This window comes from Brevibacillus sp. YAE8 (assembly GCF_057543335.1).
In genome coordinates this window covers 133,755-154,001 of sequence record NZ_BAAIYG010000005.1, presented here as the reverse complement: position 1 = coordinate 154,001, position 20,247 = coordinate 133,755, and the positions used below count along the sequence as shown (strand labels likewise).

Below are 20,247 nucleotides of genomic sequence, written 5' to 3'. Positions count from 1 at the left end.
ATGCGTTCGCCAGGCAGGAGGGATCTGTATGGGATGGTCATGGCATGCGAATCCGGCTCTATGGCCGCTCGCACGCGAGCTAGCGAAAGCAAAAGAAGCGAGGCAGGCAGCCAACTCCCTCGCCACAACAGAACAGGACACGATCGCCGAAATCAGGCGCAAGACAGCAGCGAGCAACGCCGACAACCTGGACCGAACGAGCGCCTATTTGACTTTTTTTCACAAGCATCCGGAAGTTCACTGGTCCCTTTTGGCGCACCTCGTATCGCGCAACGCCGGCTGGAGCATGACCGATCTTCGCGGCGAGCTATTGCCGCAGTTGCTTCCCGCAAAAGTACAGCACGACTATTTTGCGTTTTTGGAGCGGGGCAACTGGCTGATTTTTCACGATGCGTACCCTCAATTATTACTGTATGAGGAGAGCCTGAAGCGACAGACCAACCTTTTTCACCTTCTTCCCGAGTTGGAAGTCTCTGTGTTCATGCAGGCTGTCTGGAACCATTTCTGGAAAACAGGCGACAGCAAGCTGCTTTCGATCGGCCTGATTGTGAACGAACAGCATTATTTGCAGACGCACATGATGGGCGACGAAGCCTATCAGACTACTGTGGTGAAGACACTGCCGTTTGCTTTGCAGGAGGTACTGCGGCTCAATCTGATCCTGTTTCCGTACCGGGCGGCGGGCCAGGAGGACGGAGCATTGCGGCTTGCAGGCGAACCTGTTTTTCATTTTGCTTCCTTGGCAGAGCGCATCGAGCTGGGGAAAAGACTGTACAGCCTGCTGTTTTGCGACAACGAGATCAAGGAAGGCGCAATAGCGTGGGCCAGCCACAAGCCGCATACCGGCTCCCGCAAAGACTTTTGGCCGCATCTGTTCCACGATTTGCGCGAGACGGCACCCGGCAAGCCGTACCAGAAAAAACTGGCGAGCTTCCAGCTTTTGCCGGGCGCCCGGCGGTTGTATTCCCCCGCCCTGCGGCAAGCCTGGAAGCCAGTCCGGCACGAGCCGCCGACGGCAGTGGATTGGTACCCGGCCACAAAAGGCGTCGTGCACAAGCTCGTTTTGTCACGGGACCAGCCGGCTTTTTCCCGGGCAGAGGACGCGTACTGCCAGGCGCTGGAAAAAATCGAGCGGGCGGTGCTGGCAAAAGCGAAGCTGCTTGGCTCGTAACAGCGGCGCCTGATAAGCTGTTGCCAATTTTTTCAGCTTCGCTTGCCGAATGTAGTAGAATAGGAAGAGAGATTACACACGTAGGAGAAGAGCAGGCATGAAAGTTGTCATAGCAGAAAAACCGGACCAGGCCATGAAGCTTGCCAGTCCGTTTCCCCATAGAAAACAACAAGGCTTCCTCGAAGTGCACCCCAATCGGTTTTTTCCCAAGGGGGCCTTTTTTACCTGGGCGGTCGGGCACATCTGTGAGCTGGTGCCGCCAGAGGCGTACAACCCGGCGTGGAAAAAATGGTCGATCGCCACGTTGCCGCTCATCCCCGAGTCGTTTCAGCATCAGGTGATGAAGTCAAAGGCAAAGCAGTTTGGCATCATCAAACAGTTGCTGAAACGCGCGGACGTCACGGAAATTATTCACGCGGGCGACGCGGGGCGGGAAGGGGAGCTGATTGTCCGCACCATCGTCGAAATGTGCAAAGTGAAGAAGCCGATGAAGCGGCTGTGGATTTCTTCGCTGACGGAGCGCGCCGTTACCGCAGGGTTTGCCGCTTTGCTCGACGAGACGCAGACGCGCAATCTGTACCACGAGGCGTACAGCCGCTCTTGCGCAGACTGGCTGGTCGGGATGAATGCTTCCCGCGTCTACACGCTGCTGTTGAAGCAGAAAGGGATCAACGACGTGTTTTCCGCAGGCCGGGTGCAGACGCCGACGCTCGCGCTGGTCGTCAAGCGGGAAAAGGAGATCGCCGCCTTCAAGCCCGAGCCGTTCTGGGAGGTCAAGGCGACGTTTGCGATCGGCAAGAAGCGCTACGAAGGCGTCTGGCACAAGGACGACGGGGAATCGCGCATTCTCGACCCGCAGCTCGCGGAGCGAATCGCCGCTTTTTGCCGGGACAAGCCGGCAGAGGTGAGCGAGGTGGAGACGGAGCGCAAAGAATTTTTGCCGCCGTACTTGTTCAACCTCTCCTCGCTGCAGGCCACCGCGAACAAAATGTTCAAGTTCTCGCCGCAAAAGACGCTGGAAATCGCACAAAAGCTGTACGTGAAAGGGATTTTGTCGTACCCGCGCTCCGATTCGTCGTTTGTCACGCAAGAAGAGGCGAAGACGTTTCCCGACATTTTGGCGAAGCTGTCCAAGCAGCCTGAGTACCAGTCGCACTTTCCGCTGTCCAAAGCGTCCATCGCCCAGGACAAGCGGTACGTGAACCAAAAAAAGGTGACCGATCACTATGCGATCATTCCCACCGAGCAGGTGCCGACCGTCTCCAGGCTGAGCGACGAGGAGCGGAAAATATACGACCTGGTCGCCAGACGCCTGATCGCCGCGCACCAGGAGAGCGCGCTGTTCGACTACACGACGGTGACGACGCTCGTCGATGGCCGCGCCGTGTTCATCAGCAAAGGAAAGGTGCAAATTCGCGCAGGCTGGCGCGATGTTTTGTTCGACGAGGAAAAGGACGACAAGGAAGCGGTGCTGCCGCCGCTCGCCAAAGGCGAGACGGGCAAAGTGCACAAGGTAGAGGCCAAGGAGAGCAAGACCCAGCCGCCCAAGCGCTACACGGAAGGCCAGTTGATTACATTGATGAAGACAGCGGGCAAGCATCTCGACAACCAGGAGCTGGAAAAGGTGCTGATGAAAACGGAAGGGCTGGGCACGGAAGCGACCCGCGCCGGGATCATCAACATGCTCAAAGAGCGCAAGTACATCGAGGTGCGCAAAAACCAGGTGTTTGCGACGCAAAAGGGCATGCTGCTCATTGACGTGATCGGCGACAAAATTCTCGCCTCCCCGGAAATGACGGCAAGATGGGAGCAGCGCCTCCAGGAGATCGGGCAGGGAGAAGCCTCCGCACAAGTTTTCATGGAACAAGTGCGCAAGCTCTCGCATAAAATCGTCGAAGATGCCGTCGAGCAGTCGCGCGAGTGGAAACTGGAAGGCTACGACGTCGAGGCGCTGCCCAAATCGAAGCAGGCGACGAAGTTTTCGCTCGGCTCCAAAGTGGCGACCTGCCGGGCATGCGGCGGGGATTTCGTGGACAAGGGCGATTTTTACGGGTGCGCCAACTACAAAAAGTCGCAGTGCACCGTGACCGTATCGAAGACGATCATGAGCAAAAAGATCACGCCCGCTGCCGTGAAAAAGCTGATGGAGACGGGCAAGACGAATCTCATCAAAGGCTTTGCCAAAGGAAAAGAGCGCTTCGACGCCTATTTGCAATGGGACGAAGCGGACAAAAAGGCGAAAATCAGCGTGCCGTCGTTGGCAGAAAAAAGCTCTTGAAAAAGAAATCCGCATCATTTTGAAACTTGCTTGCGTAAGTAACGTAGATACATGTATAAAGGGTGCGGCGAAACTGGGCCGAATTACCCGGCACGTACTGAAGGAGGAACGAACCATGTCCATTTTTAAACGGCTTCGCGATTTGACCATGTCCAACCTGTATGCCCTGATTGAAAAAGCAGAAGATCCGATCAAAATGACCGATCAATATTTGCGCGATATGCAAGACGACCTGAATGAAGCAGAAAAAGCGGTCGCTGCCCAGATCGCCCTGGAGAAAAAGTTCAAGGTGCTGTATGAAGAGCAGGAAGCGCTGGTGAAAAAGCGCGATGAGCAGGCACACGTAGCTGCGCAAGCGAAAAATATCGACTTGGCCCGCCGCGCACTGGAAGAGAAGAAAGCGGCTGAACAAAAAATGGCCGAATACAAGGAAGCTTACGAGAAAAACAAGCTGGCGGCAGACGGACTGCGCGACAAGCTGGCGGAAATGAAAAAACAGATTACCGAGCTGAAAAACAAGCGCGAGACGCTCGTCGCCCGCGTGAATGCGGCGAAAGCCCAGAAGACGATCAACCAGACGATGGCCGGATTCGACAGCAACTCGGCGATGGCGGGCTTAAAGCGCATGGAAGAAAAAGCGCTGCAAATGGAAGCGGAGGCAGAAGCAAGCGGGGAGCTGTACAAAAAGCAAAGCTCGCTCGACGACGAAATCGCGAAACTGTCCAAAGACCAGCAGGTGGAAGACGAGCTGGCCGCGCTGTTGAAAAAATACGAGGGGTAAACCGCTTGGGCGGTGCCCCTTTTTCCTTGAGGAAATCGAAATGACAACGAAAAGGCTTCGTCCAAAACAGGTGGCGAAGCCGAGCTTTCTCAACTCTTTTGGGCTACGGGGGGATCGACGTGGATTTGCAGCAAATACTGGGGATGCTGGTCTGGACGGGTGCTGGATGCATTCTGCTGTTTTTGTTGATGTGGATTGACACGCTGTTCACAAAATACAAGGACATCGCCGAAATCAAAAAAGGCAACGTGGCTGTCACAACCCGCTTTGTGATGAAGCTGTTTGCCCAAGGGTATATTTTGTCGCAGTCAATTCTCAATTCGAACGATCTGTGGATCGCGCTGTTGGTATCTGTGGTCTCATTTATCATCTTGCTGTTGTTGGAGAAAATCGCCGAGCTGTTGTTGAACACCTTTACCGGACTTGACCTGGAGCGCGGAACCCAGCAAGGCATGGTAGGACACGCCATGGTGGCGGGATCGCTGCACGTGGTAGGGGCGCTCATTCTCGGCGCATTGGTCTAGGGAAGGCTAAGGAAGGAGTAGGACCAGATGAGTTTGTTCAAACGCATTCAAAACTTATTTGCCAAGCATGAGCCGCCTGCGCCGGAAAAGAGCATCCTGACAGTAGGACCCGGTGACGTGGTGGAAGTCTCGCTTGTTACCTACCAGGTCACGGGTAAGTCGACCAATGCGAGCCGCAACGCGACGATGCTGACTTTGCAGGATGGAACGACCATCCGCTACTTATACATCGAAGAACGCGAAAAAACGATTTTTCAGCTTTACAGCGTCATCGACGGCCGCCTCGATTCGGTTGACGAGGTGCCGACCACGATTGAAATGGACGATGTGACGTACCATCTGGAGGAGCAGTACAACGGAAGAGTCCAGGTGGTTGGCAAAGCGCCGTTCCATACGTCCGGCGAGCAGTACATCTGGCAGTTTCAATCCGATGGCCGCGAGCTGCTGCGGATCGAATGGCAGGATGGAAGATTCATGCTGTACGAAGGAGAGGCGGTATTGCCAGCGGATGTGCAGGTACTTCGCGGAACGTAAGGAGGGGTGGGCATGCCGAACGATTGGATGAAATGGATCAAGCTTTTGCTGATTCCGGCGGTGCTTCTGCTGTCAATGGCCGGCTGTGGCAGCCCCGCGATTGGCGAGAGCTATCCGCTCGAATCCGTCTCCACAAAAGATAACGGGCAGACGTCGCGCATTTACCGCTCTGAAAACAAGACGGTGCCTGAGGTAGCGAAGGAGCTTGCTGAACAGAAGCAGCCGGACGAGATTTCCAAAGAAGATGCAGAGCACATGTTCCTCATCTATCCTGACGAGCTGTACCATTTGCAGCAAGATCAGGCGAAGCCGTCCGACACGCTGATTGAGGTCGATACGAAGGAGTACGTCCGGGAAAACTACGATTCGTCCTTTTTACAGGGCTACATCCTGGCCAGCGTCCTCGACGACCTGTTCGATGGACATAAAAAAAGCTCGAAAGGCAGCTATCGCGGTTATTCGAGCAAGGACATTTACAAGCCGACAGGCAGCTACCACGTGCCGTCCGAGGCGGAGAAAAAGACTGCGCCGCCGATAAAGAAGGAAGGCACGGGTAGCATTACAAAGCGCAGCGACAGCAAGAAGAAGAGCAGCGCTAAAGTCGGCCAGGACGGCAACCTGTTCAAAAAGCAGGATACGTCGTCTAGCGGGAGCACAGGCAAAATTATTCGCTCGTCCGACAGCAACTCGTCCGTTTCCTCGAAAAAATCCTCGGTTTTTACCAAGCCGAAAAGCAAGTCGCCTCCGCGCACGAAGGTAGGAAGCTCCGGCAGAATTACGAAACGCAGATAAGCGCAAGACCAACCCGCTGACAAGGCGGGTTTTTTTGCGTGCCTGAACAAGCGGCGGCCCTGCCTTAAAAAAATTTCGCTTGTTCCAACAATGTTTTGTAATCAATTTTTCATAAAGCAAAGCATGGAAGCTCTGTTGCGTTTGTAAGATGTAGAGTACACGAAAAACCGGGGAAAGAAAGCGAGGCAGCCTTCGACTTGTGAAAGCGATTTCCAAAGCTGCTTTCTCGACTTTTGTTTGGCAGTGACGAAAACATGATTGTTTATCGACAAAAGAAGAAGGGATGTGCGTCCAACATTCGACAGCCTTTGTTAACAGCTTTCGCTATGATGACATTGTGAATATATAAAGACGACATGCAAGTGGATAGCGGAAGGGAAACTTGGCGGAAAGGAGCGCATCACGATGCTGGAAAAAATTCTCGAATTGCGTGCACAATCCAAATCCATCGCACAAATTGCCAAAGAATGCGGGTTGACCATAGGCCAGGTAAAATATCGTCTGCAAAAAGACAGGGCGAAGGTGGAGCGTGTGTCGTCGGAGAATCGACAGACGCCTTCGCGGCCATCCCGACGAGACGGGGATTGGCAGCTTCCGGCCTTTTACGGGCGGGATATCGTCAAAGTAATGGCGCAAGGTCCGACCGTACTGTTCGTCTACTGGGAAATCACCTGGCCACGAATGAGAATGGTGGCATCGTACTTACGGGCAGATTTTCGCCATATTCAAAAGGGATTGCGCTTGTACGACGTGACGGAGCGCCTGTTCGATGGCCAAAATGCCCATTCTGTCAGAGACATCCTGGTGAACGAGGATGCGCACTCCTGGTACGTGTACGACGTGTTGCCAGGGCGGACGTATATCATGGACTTCGGTTTATTTGAGCATGGCCGCTTTTGTCCGATTTTGCGCTCGGATGTGGTCGTGACTCCGCGAAATACAAAAGCTGCCTGGGGAGAGCCGTTGGTGGAGCCTGCACCCGATCCTTCAACACCTGCCTGGTTTGAGAACTTTTCCTCGTATTCCCTCTATTCGAAAACATCCAAATAAGTGAGGTGTCCACTGTGCATAACGGTTATCTCTCCCTCGTGCTGCACGCCCACATGCCTTACGTACGGCACGGGGACCGGGACGATCGCCTGGAAGAGCGCTGGATGTACGAAGCCATGCTGGAATGCTACATCCCGCTGCTCATGGTATTCGACAAGCTTCTCTCGGACAAAATCGCTTTTCGCATGACGCTTGCCTTGTCTCCTACCTTGCTGTCGATGCTCGACGACGAGCTTATCGTGACGCGGTTTCGCGCGCATCTCGCCAAAACGGTGGAGCTGGCAGGCAAAGAAGTAAAGCGTGCGGCGAACAACCCGCAAGAACAGCGCATCGCCAAAATGTACCTGGAACGGTTTCGCGGGATCGCCTCGTTTTGCAGCAAGCTGGATTACCGGCTCGTCGAAGGCTTCAAGCGGGTCGCCGACAGCGGCTGCCTGGAGTTGATTACATGCGCGGCGACACACGCGTTTCTGCCTTTTGTAGAAACCGAAGAAGCGATTTTGGCGCAGCTTCGGGTAGGGATCGACACCCACGAACGAATCCTGGGCAGGCGCCCGCGCGGAATCTGGCTGCCGGAGTGCGGCTATACGCCAGGGCTGGATCGGCTGCTGAAAGAGGTAGGGCTGCACTACTTTTTCGTCGACTCCCACACGATTGAGCACGCAACGCCCCAACCGAGAAGAGGCGTGCTCGCCCCGCTCGGCACTGGCCATGACGTGGTGGCATTCGCCAGGGATGAAGTTGCTTCCAGCCAGGTGTGGAGCTCCTCCAACGGCTATCCCGGCGACTACGATTACCGGGAATATTACCGGGATATTGGCTTCGACAGGGACATGGACTACATCGAGCCGTACATCCACCCTGCCGGCATCCGCATACATACCGGGTTGAAATACCACCGGATCACGGGACCCCATGGGGAAAAGCAGTTGTATCAGCCGGACTGGGCGCGGGAAAAGGCCGCTTCGCATGCAGGCCACTTCCTGTACCACCGGGAGCGCCAGGTCGAAGCGGCGGCAGCGTGGATGGACCGCAAGCCGCTGGTCGTCGCCACGTACGACGCCGAGCTGTTCGGGCATTGGTGGTACGAGGGGCCGCAGTTTCTGGACTATTTGCTGCGCAAGACCGCGTGCGATTCGCAAACGGTGAAGCTGATTACCCCGTCGGAGTACCTCGCGGAGTACCCCGAGCAAGACCGCGGATTTTTGCCGATGTCGACCTGGGGACGCAACGGCTACGGGGAAGTGTGGCTGAATGAAAAAAACGGCTGGATTTATCGGCATCTGCATCAGGCGGAGCGCGACTTGATTGAGGCCGTGACCGCTTTTTACGAGAACGGCGGGCAGGAGCCAGAGCACGACGAGCTTGCCAGCCGCGCCTTGCGCCAGGCGGCCAGAGAGCTGATGCTGGCACAAAGCAGCGACTGGGCGTTCATCCTGGATGGGCAAACCGTCGTCGAATACGCGGTGCGCCGGACCCACGATCACCTGGCGGGCATGCGCGAGTTGCTCGCGATGCTTCGCGAAAACAGACTGGACATAGAGAAAATTGCCCAGATGGAGACTGCTTTCCCGATTTTTCCCCACATGGATGAGACGTACTATTTGCCTAAACAAACGCATAGAGTGAACGTATCGCGTCAGCTAGTAGCGGCAAGCAAAGGGCCGGAGCCGGCCGGAGTCGTCCTGATGCTGGCCTGGGAATTTCCGCCGCACGTGGTGGGCGGGCTCGGCCGCGCCGTCTACGATCTCGCCCGGCATCTGGTGCGCCAGGGCCTTGAGGTGCACGTGCTGACCCGGGCATCGGATTGGAGCGTGGCGGAGGAAGTCATGGATGGTGTCCACGTACACCGTTTGCCGACGTACATTCCCGCAGAGCAAGAAGACTTTCTGTCATGGGTGTTCCAGCTTAACCTGGCGATGGCAGATGCCACCGAACGCTTGTGGAATAGCGGCGTGCGGCCTGACATCATTCACGCCCATGACTGGCTGGTCGGCTGGGCCGCCATGGAAATCAGGGAGCGCTACTCGCTGCCGCTCATCAGCACGATCCACGCCCTGGAGCACGGGCGGCACCAAGGGATTCACACGCCGTTTCAGGAGCGGATTCACGAGAGCGAGCGAACACTTGCCCACGCTTCGGATCGGGTCATTGTTTGCAGCCACTACATGGCAGAGGAAGTGCGGCGGCTGTTCGGCATCCCCGAGTCGAAGCTGCGCGTCATATACAACGGTGTCGATCTGGCTCCGCCGCCAGCATTCGACAAAGGCAAGCTGCGCGAAGAGCTGTCAATTGGCGACGGGCCCGTCCTCTTTTTTGTCGGGCGTCTGGTGCAGGAAAAAGGAGTCCACCTTCTGCTCGAAGCGATGGCCAGACTGCGCTACGAGTTCGGCCACGCCACGCTGCTCATTGCGGGCAAAGGGCCGATGCAAGGGCAGTGGCAGCGGCGCGCAGAAGAGATGGGCATAGCGGACCGCGTGAAGTTTCTCGGCTTTGTCGACGACGCACGGCGTGACCAACTGTTTTTGCTGGCTGATCTCGCGGTTTTCCCCAGTCTGTATGAGCCATTTGGCATCGTGGCTCTGGAAGCGATGGCGCTGGGAGTGCCGGTTTTGGTGGCCGATACGGGCGGGCTTCGCGAAATCGTCCGGCACGGAGAAAACGGAGCGACGATGTACGCGGGAAATCCGGATTCGCTCACCGATCAGCTTCGCTGGCTTTTACAGGACCCGGAAAAACGGCGTCAGATGGCGCAAACAGCGCAAAACGACGTCTTGCACCATTACAACTGGACGGCTTTGGCGACCCAGACCATAGAGGAGTACCGATCGCTTGGCGTAAACCGTCTGGCGCTATCGGAGAAATAAGCACAAACAGCGCATGCTCGCAACGATGATGAAGGAGGAAGGAAAAAAGATGAAGGCAGTAATTATGGCTGGTGGTAAAGGTACACGTCTACGTCCGTTAACGTCCCATACTCCAAAACCAATGGTGCCACTCTTGAACCGGCCGTGCATGGAGTACACGATCGATCTGTTGAAAAAGCACGGAATTACAGAGATTGCAGTCACGCTCCAGTATCTGCCTGATGTCATCCGCGATACGTTTGGCGATGGTTCGCGCTACGGTGTTTCCCTCGTGTACTTTGAAGAGACGACGCCGCTCGGAACGGCGGGCAGCGTGAAAAACTGCGCCGATTTTCTCGATGAACGGTTTCTCGTCATCAGCGGGGATACGCTCACAGACATTGATCTGACGGCGGCGATTCGCTTTCATGAGCAGAATGACGCCCTGGCTACGCTGATTCTCACCCGTGTGGAGACGCCGCTGGAGTTCGGCGTCGTCATGACGGACGAACGCGGGCGAATCACCCGTTTCCTGGAAAAGCCAAGCTGGGCGGAAGTGTTCAGCGATACGGTCAACACCGGGATGTACGTCTGCGAGCCGGAAGTGCTGTCTTATATAGAAGAAAAAAAAGAAGTCGATTTCAGCAAAGAAATTTTTCCGTACTTTTTACAGGAGCAAAAACCGCTCTACGGCTACGAAGCGAGCGGGTACTGGTCGGATATCGGCTCTCTGGAAGTATATCGCCAGGCACAGTTTGACCTGCTGGACGGCCGTGTCAACCTGGAGATCAAAGCCCAGGAAATTGCCCCGCGCATTTTTCTGGAAAATCACGTCCGTGTCGACTCTTCCGTGCGGCTGGAGGGGCCGGTTTATATAAGTGAAAATGTACACCTGCAGGCGGGAGTGGAGGTCGGGCCTTATACCGTGCTCGGAGACAACACCGTCGTCTCCTCGGGAAGCAAGCTGTCGCGAGCGATCTTCTGGGAGAACAACGTCATCGGGAAAAAGACGGAAATCACCGGGACCACACTCTGCCGCAATGTCCGCATTGCCGATTGCGTGCAGACAGGAGACGGTGCGGTCATCGGCGACAATTGCCTGATCGGCGCGAAATCCGTCGTGAAGGCAGGCGTCAAGATTTGGCCGGACAAGGAAGTGGGAGAAAGCGCGATCGTGACGACTTCTCTCATCTACGGCATGAAGCAGACGAAAAATTTGTTCGGAAACAGCGGGATCAAAGGCATCGGCAATATAGACATCACGCCGGAGTTCGTGACGCGGCTCGCTGCCGCATATGCCTATTTGCAAAAGCCCGGCAGCAAAATCGCGCTGTCTGCGTGCTCGCATCCTTTTGCCCAGTTGCTCAAGCACAGCATCATGACGAGCTTGTGCTCCTCGGGCATTGACACGGTGGATCTCGGCGTTGGCAACTCCCCGCTCATCCGCTACGGCGTCCGCTCGCTCGCGTGCATCGGCGGCATCCATGTATTCATGAATGAAAACGGAGACGAAAAAGAGATCGTCCTCCAGTTCATCGACCAGAAAGGGTTGCCGATCTCGCGCGACATGGAGCGGAAAATCGAAAATGCCTACTGGCAGGAGACGTATGTGCGCAACCTGCACCATTTGGGCGAGCTGCACGTCGAGCATCAGGTCCAGGAAGCTTACTTGCGCGCCTTGGCCGAGCAGCTTGATGTGCCATCCATCCAGCGCCAGCGTTTTCACCTGTTGATCGACAGCGAAACGCGGTTTTTCCCGACTTTTCTCGCCCCGCTGCTTCACGATCTGGGCGTGACGGTCACGTATGGAGCGATCCAGGACGGCATCAGCAAAAAGAAAGCCGATCTCGGCATACGCCTGGACAAAAACGGAGAAGCGTTCGCCTTGTTCACCGAGGAAGGCGCGAAGCTGTCGACGGAGCAACTGCTGGCCTTGCAGCTTTTGGCTTGCAGCGGTCGCCACAAGCGGATCGGCTTGCCAGTCAGCGCGCCAGCCGAGCTGGAGCACCTCGCCCAACTGCTGCAAATCGAGGTCGTGCGGACGAAAGTAGCGCCGCGCGCGATGATGGAGGTAGCGTCCGACGAGCGTTTCCATCCGCTGTTTGACGCGGTGTACAGCCTGATGAGCATTCTGTCCTACCTAGCCCAGGAGGAAAAGCCGCTCAGCGTGCTGCTGGAGCTTCTGCCTGCGTGCCATATGGAGCGCAAAACGGTCTTTTGCCCATGGGGAGCGAAAGGCAAAGTGATGCGCAAAGTGCTGGAGGAAAACAAAGGCAAGCTGCTTGAACTCATGGACGGAATCAAGGTTTACGATACGAACGGCTGGGTGCTGATTTTGCCTGACTCGGAAGATTCGCACGTCAAGGTCATTTCGCAAGGAGCGACGGCAGAAACGGCGGCAACGCTCGCCTCCTCCTACGCCAGACGGATTGCGGAGTATCAATGAGGAAAAAGAGAATCGACAGCCTGAGTACGGGAAGGAAGGATGTGAAGGCATGCCGAGACCGCTCGTCGTCGGGAACGGGAAACTTTTGATTAATTTTGACGACAGGCTGCACATGCGCGATCTTTACTATCCGTATGTAGGCCAACTGAATCATGTCGGCGGACATTTCAGTAAGCTGGGAATCTGGGTACAGGGACGGTTCTCCTGGCTCGATGAGGATGGCTGGAAGCGGCAGCTTGGCTATGACCGGGAGTCGCTGGTGACAGATGTTCATGCCCATCATGAGCATCTGGCCGTCTCCTTGCAGATGGCAGATGGCGTGCACCAGCGCGATCCGATTTATTTGAAAAAAGTGTGCGTCCGCAATCATGCCAACGAGGCGCGGGAGATCCGGCTGTTTTTCAACCACGACTTCAGCCTGAACGAGACGGAGGTCGGGGACACCGCCGTGTACGACCCGATTCTCTCCACTGTCTATCACTACAAACGCAACGTGTACATGATGGCCAACGGCAAAACACCGGAAGGCGGAATCGACCAGTTCAGCGTCGGCATCAAGCGGTTCAACTATGCGGAAGGAACGTGGCGCGACGCGGAAGATGGGCTGCTCGCCGGCAATCCGATCGCGCAAGGCTCTGTGGACAGCACGATTTCGTTTCGCTTGCTGCTGCAGCCGCACGAGGAAAAAACGATGTACTACTGGCTGTGCGTCGGGGATTCGTACGACGCCGTGAGAACGCTGAACCAGTACGTGCTGGACAACGACCCGGATCGGCTGCTGGGCCGGGTAGCCGTGTACTGGCGGCGCTGGGTGAACAAGGAAGAGCGGGATTTCGCCGACCTTCCCCCGGAGGTCGTCCATCTGTACAAGACCAGCTTGCTTCTCGTGCGGACGCAGATCGACCAGAACGGAGCGATTCTCGCCGCGAACGACTCCGACATCCTCCAGTTTAACCGCGACCACTACAGCTACATGTGGCCGCGGGACGGGGCGCTGATCGCAAGCGCCATGGCGAAGGCCGGCTACACGGGAACGGTCGCTCCGTTTTTTACGTTTTGCGCGCAAGCCTTGAACGAAGACGGCTATTTGCAGCACAAATACAACCCGGACGGCTCTGTCGGCTCCAGTTGGCATCCGTACGTCGTAGACGGCGAAGTCCAGCTCCCGATTCAGGAGGATGAGACGGCTTTGGTGCTGTACGCCCTTTGGGAGCAGTACAAGAGCGGCAAGCAGATTGAAGACTGCCAGGCGCTGTATGCGACACTCGTTCGCCCGGCTGCCCGCTTTTTGCTGGAATACGTTCACCCGACCCTGGAGCTGCCGAAGCCGAGCTATGACTTGTGGGAGGAGCGGCGCGGCATCTTCACGTTCACGAGCGCCACGGTGTACGCGGGCTTGATGGCTGCGGCGCGGTTTGCGCAACTGTTCGGCGACGACAGCCGCTACAAGCGCTACGAGGACGGGGCGAAAAGCATTCGCGCCGCTATGGAAAAGCATTTGTACGACCCGGGGATCGGCCGGTTTTTGCGCGGCATTTACTTGCGCCCGGACGGAGGCGTGGAAAAAGACTTTACGGTGGAAAGCAGCCTGTACGCGCTGTTTGCCCTCGAAGTTTTCCCGGTGGACGATCCGCGCGTGCAGCGCACGATGGAGGCTGTGAAAAAGAGCCTGCGGGTCGACACGGAAGTAGGCGGCTTCGCCCGCTACCAGGGCGACTACTACTTCAAAAAGTCGCACGATATTGCCAGAGTGCCGGGAAACCCGTGGATCATCTGCACGCTATGGGTGGCGGATTGGGAGATCGCCAAGGCAAAATCGCTCGAAGAATTGCAAGAGCCGAAAAACAGGCTTCTGTGGGTCGTGCGCCATTCGCTGCAAAGCGGCGTGCTGTCCGAGCAGCTTGACCCGTATTCGGGTGCCCCCGTATCGGTTGCGCCTTTGACCTGGTCTCATGCTACGTTCGTAGCTACTGTTCTGCGTTATTTGGAAAAAGTGAATGAGTTGCGCTAACGAGGGGAGAGATGGAGATGACCGCAATCCGTTTCGGTACGGACGGCTGGCGCGACATCGTGGCGGACGGCTTTACGATGGAAAATGTCCGCATAGTCGCGCAAGCTATCGCCAGCTATACAAAAGAAATCGGCCAACAGGAGCAGCCGATTTTGGTTGGGCACGACACGCGTTTTCTCGGTCGGCGATTCGCCGAGGAAATCGTCAGCGTGCTGGCCGCGAACCAGATACGCTCTTACCTGGTCAACGAGGCGGCCCCTACGCCTGCTGTCGCTTTCGGGGTCAAGCATTTTGCCGCCAGCGGAGCGATCATGGTCACCGCCAGCCACAATCCGCCTGAGTACAACGGCATCAAATACATTCCCGAGTACGCAGGTCCGGCGACGCCGGAAATTACCGCCCGGCTGGAAGCTTGGATCAGCGAGATCGCATCCGCCAAAGAGGTGCCGACGGTTTCTTTGGCAGATGCGACCCGCGACAGGCTGCTGCAAGTGATCGTGCTGCGGCCCCATTACGAGGCGCATCTGCGGCGCATCGTCAACATGGACATTTTGCGCGGGTCGTCCCTGCACGTGGTGGTGGATGCGATGCACGGGGCAGGCAAGGGGTATGTCAGCTCGCTTTTGGTAGAAGCCGGGGTGAAGACGATCGGCATCCGGGAGACGCCGGACGCGGCTTTCGGCGGGGATTTGCCTGAGCCAAATGACAAGCATCTCGGCTTGCTGAAAAAAGAAGTGCTGGAACGCAAGGCGACACTCGGGCTTGCCAATGACGGCGACGCTGACCGCTTCGGCGTCGTGGATCGGTTTGGACAGTACATTCCGCCAAACGATGTGCTCGTCCTGTTGACCTATCACCTGGTGAAAAACCGCAAGCTGACCGGGCGCATCGTGCGCACGGTAGCGACCACGCATTTGCTCGACCATATGGCAGAGCGCTACGGGCTGGAACTGGTGGAGACGCCGGTCGGCTTCAAATACATCGGGGAACAAATGCGCAAGGGAGACGTCCTGATCGGCGGCGAGGAGAGCGGAGGCGCGAGCATTCTCGGCCATATCCCGGAAAAAGACGGGGTGCTGATTAATCTGCTGCTCGCAGAGTTGGTCGCCTATGAAAACAAGGAGATCGACCAGATTTTGCGCGATGTGTACGATCAGTTCGGCGAGCTGTTCCATACGCGCATCGACATGCGGCTTGCGGAAAAAGACAAGTGGATTTCGCAGATGGTGACCACGCCGCCGGAACGGATCGGTCCGTACGCGGTGCAAGGGATCAACCGGATGGACGGGATCAAGCTGCTTTTGGAAGAAGGGCACTGGGTGCTCATCCGTCCTTCGGGCACGGAGCCGCTGGTGCGCATCTACTGCGAAGCGACGAATGCGACTTCGCTTTCCAAGCTGCAAGAAGCGATTCGGGACTGGTTTTCGGAAATCAATGTATGAGCCAATAGCAAGGAAGAGCGGGCACATAGCTGCCTCGTTCTTCTTTTTGCGTTTTCGGCCGCTTGGGAGTTTTTTTGCTTACGGGGTTTTTAAAAAAAATTCATTTTGCTAGAATCAACATAAAGAAGCCGGTATGGAATGAAAGATGGGGACCTATGCGCATTGACCGAGAAGTGTTGCAAGCTTTTTTGAAAGAAGTAAAGATAGAAAGCCAGTCGCCTGACGATCCGGTCGTCGCCCTGCACATCCCCTATCCGTGGGAGTTGGTCGGCACCGGCAACTACGCCGCCGTCTTTGCCCATCCCGATTATCCGCGTGTGGTCATCAAGCTGTACGCCCCAGGCAGACCAGGCTGGGAGCAGGAGATCGAGGTGTACAAAAAGCTCGGGGAGACGCGCTCGTTCCCGATGATGTACGACTATGGCGAAGGCTATCTGGTCATTAAACGAATCAACGGCATTTCTTTGTTTGACTGCGCTCGTTTTGGCATCCCCATCCCGCCTCAGGTGATCGAGGACGTGGAGCGGGCACTGAAGGAAGCGCGCGAAAAGGGGCTGTTTCCGCACGACGTCCACGGCAAAAACGTGCTGATGGACCAGGGGCGGGGGTACCTCATTGACGTCTCGGACTACTACAAGAACGTTCCGGACAGCAAATGGCGGGATTTGCGCAAGGCGTACTACAAGATATACCTTCCGTTTTTGAAGGACCGTGGCTGGAAAATTCCGTTGTGGGTGCTCAACGGGGTGCGCAAAGGGTATCGGCTGTACAAAAAGGCGAGGCGCTTGTTCACGTGAGCGCACTCTGGTAAAATGAGCATTTGACATTGTGTTTTCATGGCTGGTCGAAGCAGATGAAGGAGGACGTTCCATTGTTGTATTTTCTTATTGCGGCTGTGATTATTGGACTGGATCAGTGGACCAAGCACCTTGTAGTGAACCATATGGAGCGGGGAGAATCCATCCCGTTGATCGCGGATGTGTTTCATCTCACCTCGCACCGCAACATGGGGGCCGCGTTCGGCATTTTGCAAAATCAGCGCTGGCTCTTTATTGTCATTACGGTTGCCGTCGTCGTCGGCATCGTGTATTCGCTGATCCGCCTCGGCAAAAAACAGCCGCGCGCTTCTTTCGCATTGTCCCTCGTGTTGGGTGGGGCCATCGGTAATTTTATCGACCGCGCAACGACCGGACAAGTCGTGGACTTTTTGGATTTCACCCTGATTAACTTCCCGATTTTCAACGTCGCGGACATGGCGATTACGATCGGCGTCGGCATTTTGCTGTTGGATGTCTTCCTGGAAGGCAGGAAAAGCGGACGGTAATGCCCGTTTCGGGTGATACGAAACGGGGTACGGACAGTAACTTTGTGAGGAGACAAACATGAACGACACGCAACTATTCGAACGTTATGATTGGAACGTGGAGCCTGAGGACGCAAACGAGCGGATCGACAAGTTCATCACGCTGCAAAATGAAGACTGGTCGCGCTCGCAGGTACAGGCGTGGATCAAGGAAGGTCGCGTAACGGTAAACGGGGAGCCGATCAAGAGCAACTACAAGCTGCAGGCAGAAGATGAGGTTACGCTGCGCGTTCCGCCGCCAAAAGAAATGGCAATCAAGCCGGAGCCGATGCCGCTTGAGATCGTCTACGAGGACAGCGACGTCGTCGTCGTCAACAAGCCGCGCGGACTGGTGGTTCACCCTGCTCCGGGGCATTACAGCGGTACGCTCGTCAACGGACTTTTGGCGCACTGCAAAGATTTGTCCGGCATTAACGGCGTCCTTCGCCCGGGAATCGTGCATCGCATCGACAAGGACACGTCAGGGCTGCTCATGGTAGCGAAAAACGACAAGGCGCATGTCGGCCTGGCTGAACAGTTGAAGGAGCACTCTGTGACGCGCACATACGTCGCGATCGTCCACGGGGTCATTCCGCACGAGATGGGCACGATCGACGCGCCGATCGGACGCGACCCGAAAAATCGCCAGCAGATGGCGGTCGTCTTTGAAAACAGCAAGCCTGCTGTGACGCATTTTATCGTGCTGGAGCGCTTCAAGGAATACACGCTGGTGGAGTTGAAACTGGAGACGGGCCGAACGCACCAAATTCGCGTCCACATGAAATACATCGGCTATCCGCTGGCGGGCGATCCGAAATACGGACCGAAAAACACGCTGGAGATCGACGGACAGGCTCTGCATGCGAAGACGCTCGGCTTTACTCATCCGCGCACGCAGGAGCGGCTGGAGTTCGAGGCGCCCATGCCGAAAGATTTGAGCGATCTCGTAGACTTTCTCAGACAGGCGTAAAAGACGGGAGGAAGGCAAGTGCTGAAAAGACTGGCGCATGTGACGCTGTACGTTCGCGATTGCGAGGAAGCTCTGCAATTTTACACGGAAAAGCTCGGCTTTGAAAAACGGATGGACACGCGCATGGACGACGGCTCGCGCTGGCTGACGGTCGGCCTTCCCGGCCAGGAGCTGGAAATCGTGCTGCATGATCCGACCCACTGGCACCGGGAGGAGATCGCACGGGAGATGCTCGCGGCCGTCGGCAAAAACCCGATGTGGGTGTGGGAGACGGACGATTTTTGGCAGACGTATGAAACGATGCGTCAGCGCGGCGTGAAGTTTGTCAGCGAGCCTGTCGAAGTCGTCTACGGCATGGAAGCGATTTTTGAGGATTTGTACGGCAATCGCTTTTTGCTGCTTGCACCTGCGAGCTTGTGATCGTACATAAAGGCATAAAGGCTTTGGGATTCGAAAACGCTAGAAGAGGGCAGCCGTTTTTTTCTGGCGTTTTTTCAATCGAGTTTGGCGAGGAGGGGATACTCATGAACCGAATATGGCGCAAAGCGGTCTCTGTGGCGGCGATGCTCGGCATGCTGGCGCTTGCGGGTGGACAGTCCATGGCAGCCGAACAGGGGCAGCTCCCGGTCAGAAGCAACAAGGAAGTGACCGTTCCGGCGCAGATCGCTTTTACGAGCAACCAACAGTTGTACTTGCTGGACCTACAGGACAAAAATGGAGCGCCAAAGCCGATTACGAAAGACGGACTGGCGGAAATCGTCGGCTGGTCCGGTGATGGCCAATGGCTTTTGTTCGTGAAATACAAAGGAGCCGACCGTTATTCCGCCCCCGGCTACTTGTGGCTCGTTCGCGCGGATGGCAGCGGAGCGGTTCAGCTCGACGACAGGCCCGTCACGGGAGTGCCGAAATGGTCGCCGAAAAGAAACCAGGTGGCTTATATCGTCAATGCAGGCAGCAGCGAGCAGCCTCGAGGCGTGCTCGTGCTCAAGGAAGTCCGCGACAACGGAGAAGTGGCCGCAGGAGCTGCGACGCCTGCCGCTTTCTTCGACTTCACCTGGATGCCGGACGGAGAAGCGATTTTGACTTCCACAGAGGCGGGGAAAAACCGTCCGATGACGTTCGTCCTGCAAAATCTGGCCGGACAGCCATTGGCTACTTATCCGCTCGCGGAACCGCCCAATGCCGAAGAAGGCATTTACGCCCTGGCAGCCACAGGGATGAACGTATCGCCCGACGGCCAGCTCGTCGCCTACTACGTGCGATACAACGCCGCTTCGCTGTCTGCGGACGGCGTGCCAATCCAGTTGTTCAACCTGAAGCAGCCAGCGAAAAAGCCGATCGAGCTGGGCACAGGTCTGGCTTACCCGCAGTGGCTCTCTTGGACGGCGAACAGCCAGCAGCTCGCCTTCATCGACGGGACGGACCGGATGGCGACGCAAAACAAACATCTGAAGCTGGCAAATCGCGACGGCAAAGTCGTCTCGGCGAGCCCGGCTGACAGCGTGGATACGTATCCGGTCTGGACGGCAAAGCCGCCGTACACGCTGTTTTTTTCCAGAGGAAAAGCGACAAACTATGCGTTTGATCCGAAAAAGGTGATGGTTCCCGGCCAGCGCATCTGGGCGAGGGACGCGAACGGTGCGGAACAGCCTTGGACAAAAGGCGCGGAGCAAACGGCTGATTATTATCCGTCCCCGTCACCGGACGGCAGCAAGCTTTTGTTCCTGCGACTCGATCGGGCCGAGCACGGTTCGCTATTCTATCAGGCAGACGGAAAAGAAAGCGAGCTGGTCAAAGGCATTACAGGCGATATTGGCTACTACGCCAACTACTTGCCGGAATGGATCGCTGTCTATTGGAATAGTTAGATTTCTTTCCATTGCGTTGACACCGGGCTTGTTTCGTGACATAATCCTAATTGACGAATGGAACCTTTAAATCCAGTCCAGTGAGGCTGGCAAGGGCACGGAATGACAAGCAGGCATAGCGCGAGCTGGCCTCTTTGTCCGACGGCTTCTTGTCTCCTGACAAGGAGCCTTTTTTCGTAAAGCCACTGTTCC

Annotated in this window: 16 protein-coding genes; all 16 read left to right on the top strand. The window is 56.3% G+C overall.

Annotation, left to right across the window (positions count from 1 at the left end):
* Positions 1 to 28 precede the first annotated feature (28 nt).
* The 16 genes from AC27IT_RS10300 (at position 29) to AC27IT_RS10225 (ending at position 20,055) form a co-directional block, all read left to right on the top strand.
* A complete protein-coding gene (locus AC27IT_RS10300; protein ID WP_487091773.1) occupies positions 29 to 1,171 on the top strand; it encodes a DUF2515 family protein in 1,143 nt (380 codons plus the stop codon).
* Between the two features lie 97 nt (positions 1,172 to 1,268).
* The gene (locus tag AC27IT_RS10295; RefSeq protein WP_007784264.1) at positions 1,269 to 3,449 is read left to right on the top strand and encodes a DNA topoisomerase III; all 2,181 of its coding nucleotides are present in this window, start codon (positions 1,269 to 1,271) and stop codon (positions 3,447 to 3,449) included.
* A gap of 115 nt (positions 3,450 to 3,564) precedes the next feature.
* Complete coding sequence (locus AC27IT_RS10290) at positions 3,565 to 4,230, top strand: PspA/IM30 family protein (protein ID WP_005833405.1); 666 nt, start codon at positions 3,565 to 3,567, stop codon at positions 4,228 to 4,230.
* Positions 4,231 to 4,349: 119 nt separating this feature from the next.
* Positions 4,350 to 4,754 carry a DUF350 domain-containing protein gene (locus AC27IT_RS10285; RefSeq protein WP_487091772.1) on the top strand — a complete coding sequence of 135 codons (405 nt, stop codon included), beginning with the start codon at positions 4,350 to 4,352 and terminating at the stop codon, positions 4,752 to 4,754.
* 27 nt (positions 4,755 to 4,781) lie between these two features.
* Positions 4,782 to 5,288: a DUF4178 domain-containing protein gene (locus AC27IT_RS10280; RefSeq protein ID WP_005833401.1), complete on the top strand. Its 507-nt coding sequence runs from the start codon at positions 4,782 to 4,784 to the stop codon at positions 5,286 to 5,288.
* Between the two features lie 12 nt (positions 5,289 to 5,300).
* The gene (locus AC27IT_RS10275) at positions 5,301 to 6,080 is read left to right on the top strand and encodes a DUF4247 domain-containing protein (protein WP_487091771.1); all 780 of its coding nucleotides are present in this window, start codon (positions 5,301 to 5,303) and stop codon (positions 6,078 to 6,080) included.
* Positions 6,081 to 6,485: 405 nt separating this feature from the next.
* Positions 6,486 to 7,130 carry a DUF4912 domain-containing protein gene (locus AC27IT_RS10270; protein WP_007784272.1) on the top strand — a complete coding sequence of 215 codons (645 nt, stop codon included), beginning with the start codon at positions 6,486 to 6,488 and terminating at the stop codon, positions 7,128 to 7,130.
* Between the two features lie 14 nt (positions 7,131 to 7,144).
* Positions 7,145 to 9,997 (top strand): 1,4-alpha-glucan branching protein domain-containing protein, encoded by a 2,853-nt coding sequence (locus AC27IT_RS10265; protein WP_290426288.1) that lies wholly within the window; start codon positions 7,145 to 7,147, stop codon positions 9,995 to 9,997.
* A 49-nt stretch (positions 9,998 to 10,046) separates the two neighbouring features.
* Complete coding sequence (locus AC27IT_RS10260; RefSeq protein ID WP_026557374.1) at positions 10,047 to 12,422, top strand: sugar phosphate nucleotidyltransferase; 2,376 nt, start codon at positions 10,047 to 10,049, stop codon at positions 12,420 to 12,422.
* Between the two features lie 49 nt (positions 12,423 to 12,471).
* Positions 12,472 to 14,433 carry a glycoside hydrolase family 15 protein gene (locus AC27IT_RS10255; protein WP_487091770.1) on the top strand — a complete coding sequence of 654 codons (1,962 nt, stop codon included), beginning with the start codon at positions 12,472 to 12,474 and terminating at the stop codon, positions 14,431 to 14,433.
* A gap of 11 nt (positions 14,434 to 14,444) precedes the next feature.
* On the top strand, positions 14,445 to 15,875 hold the full coding sequence (locus tag AC27IT_RS10250) for a phosphoglucomutase/phosphomannomutase family protein (protein WP_283857937.1): 1,431 nt from the start codon (positions 14,445 to 14,447) through the stop codon (positions 15,873 to 15,875).
* A 155-nt stretch (positions 15,876 to 16,030) separates the two neighbouring features.
* Positions 16,031 to 16,672: a serine/threonine-protein kinase gene (locus AC27IT_RS10245; RefSeq protein WP_005833387.1), complete on the top strand. Its 642-nt coding sequence runs from the start codon at positions 16,031 to 16,033 to the stop codon at positions 16,670 to 16,672.
* Positions 16,673 to 16,746: 74 nt separating this feature from the next.
* Positions 16,747 to 17,199, top strand: coding sequence for a signal peptidase II (lspA, locus tag AC27IT_RS10240; protein ID WP_005833386.1), 453 nt, complete (start codon positions 16,747 to 16,749; stop codon positions 17,197 to 17,199).
* A 58-nt stretch (positions 17,200 to 17,257) separates the two neighbouring features.
* The gene (locus AC27IT_RS10235; RefSeq protein ID WP_005833384.1) at positions 17,258 to 18,187 is read left to right on the top strand and encodes an RluA family pseudouridine synthase; all 930 of its coding nucleotides are present in this window, start codon (positions 17,258 to 17,260) and stop codon (positions 18,185 to 18,187) included.
* 18 nt (positions 18,188 to 18,205) lie between these two features.
* On the top strand, positions 18,206 to 18,607 hold the full coding sequence (locus AC27IT_RS10230) for a VOC family protein (protein ID WP_005833383.1): 402 nt from the start codon (positions 18,206 to 18,208) through the stop codon (positions 18,605 to 18,607).
* Between the two features lie 104 nt (positions 18,608 to 18,711).
* Positions 18,712 to 20,055, top strand: a complete 1,344-nt coding sequence (locus tag AC27IT_RS10225) for a TolB family protein (RefSeq protein ID WP_487091769.1) — start codon at positions 18,712 to 18,714, stop codon at positions 20,053 to 20,055.
* Positions 20,056 to 20,247 lie beyond the last annotated feature (192 nt).